At 70.5% G+C, this 2,071-nt stretch carries 1 pseudogene; it reads right to left on the reverse strand.

The features are described from left to right. Positions 1-2,071: pseudogene (locus tag DYI24_RS25560) on the reverse strand (hypothetical protein); the annotation flags it as partial.

A 2,071-nucleotide genomic window follows, 5' to 3' on the forward strand; every position in this document is an offset into this window, starting at 1 on the left:
GCGCCGACCAGCAGCGACTTGATCTTGGAGCCGAGCGGCGAGCCCGGTGTGCCGCCGTCCGGATCGGGCTTGTCGCCATCGGTCTTCGGCTTGCCTGGCTTGGCCTTGCCGGCGCTGGCGGACGCCGCCGCCTGCGCGGCGCGGCGCGCGGCAGCGATAAAGCTGGTGGCGTTGGCCGGCTCCGGCTGCGCCGGCGCGATCTCGCCCAGCGCGCTTTCAGAAGCGGCGATCCGTTCCGACGGCGAAGCGACCCGGGCCGGTGGCTTGGTGCCGGGCTCGAGCGGATGGTCCGGCGGCAGTGTGGCTTCCCGGCGAGCGGGCGGCGGCACAGCAACGACCGGCTCGATCTTCTGCGGCTGGTGCGGGCCCGCGGCGGACTCGTGGATGTCGTGGAACGCGCGCGGCTCGGGCGCCGGGGCCGGTGGCTCGGCGGCTGGTTTGGCGGCGGCGAATTCGCGCGGCGCGGCAGCGAACGCCTCGACGGCCGGATTGGCCATTTCGGGCTGAGGCTGCGGCGCAACAGGCGGGGCTGCGGGAGCAACCGGGGCCGGCGCGATCGGCGCGGCAGCCAGGAAAGCGGGCTTCGCCGGTTCGGGTGCCGGAGTCGGGGCGGGCGGCGGTGCCAGCGGAGGTGTCGCCCGCGCGGTGCGCAGATCGCCTTCGATCATCGCCAGCCGGTCGACGACATGGCCGAGGGTGTTGTGCACCGCCTCGAGCGAATCCTGAGTGTGGCGATCGGTTTCCGACTGGCTGAAGCGCATGTCGGAGAGTTCGCGCTTGATGGTGTCGACGAAGCTCGGGTCGAGCGCCGGCGCCGGTCGGCGATCGAGCTCCGTCAGCACCGCAAATTGCGACTGCTGCCGCTCCAGCATCCGCAGAATGTCGTGCAGGCCTTCCTCGACCCGGCCGAGATTGGCGCTGCCGCCGCGCTGCTCGGTCGCGGCTTCCATCCGCTCCAGCAGATGTGTAACGCGCTGTTCCAGATGCGCGAATGCCGACTGATTGTCGTTGCCGATCGGCAGATGATCGATCCGCTCCGACAGCGCCCGCACGGCGCTTTCGAGCTGCTCGGTGGATTCGCTCGGGGCAGGGCGCTCGCGGCTTTCCAGCGCCGCGGTCAGCGCGGAGATGCGCTGCTCCAGGGCGGCGAACGAGATGCTGTGGTTGTCGGCCTGCGCCAGCTGTTCGATCTTCTCGCCGAGCGCGTGGACGTTGGCGCTGAGCTGCCCCAGCGCTTCATTGGAAGCGACGTTGGAGACGATGCCGCGCAGCGCGCCGATGGCGTTCTCAAGCTGCTGGACCGTGCCGGGATCGTCGCTGTTGCGGACGATCATGTCGATCTTGCCGCCGAGATTGCGGATCGCTTCGTCGAAGCCCGCGAGCTGTTCGGCCGGCGTCAGCGAGCGCAACGCGGTGTAGATCTCGCCGAGCGCGCGTTCGATGCCGGCAATCACTTCACTGTCGCTGCCGTTGGCCCGGCTTTCATCGAGCCGCTGCGCCAGCGAGCGGATCTCGCCTTCCAGCGTTTCGATCGCCTTGCGCGGCATCGCTTCGGTGATGGTCTGGCGGATCTCGGCGAGGTCAGCACGGAACGCGGCGATCGATTGTTCGACCTTGTCGGAGCGCTGCAGCGCGTCGATCTGGCTGGTGATCTTGTGGAGCTGCTTCTCCAGGCTGGTGAAATCCGGCCCGGCCAGCGGATTCGGGGGGGCCATCGCGGGCGCGATCGGCGGCGCAAACGACGCCGGCTGCCGCGGCATCCGGCCGATGCTGGCATCGAGTTCGCTCTGCCGCGCGGCGATTTCGGCAATCGCCTTGTCGAGCGCGTTCGGGTCGAGTGTGGGGGAGGGGTAGACTTGCTCGGCGGCGCGTTCGACGCGCTCGGTGGGCGATTGGGGCGGCACGGCTGCGGCCTCGGCCGGCCGAGCTGCCGCGGGCTTCGGCTCGGTAATCCGCGCCAGGCGGGCGTCGAGCCGGGAAATCGCGTCGTTCAGCTGCCGCGCGACCGGCGGCTCACTGCGCGCCGGCGGGCGGGAACTATGGTCGAACTGGCGGGCGATGGCCTCGAGCC

The sequence above is a fragment of the Rhodopseudomonas sp. BR0C11 genome (assembly GCF_010820945.1).
GTDB classification, from domain to species: Bacteria; Pseudomonadota; Alphaproteobacteria; order Rhizobiales; family Xanthobacteraceae; genus Rhodopseudomonas; species Rhodopseudomonas palustris_H.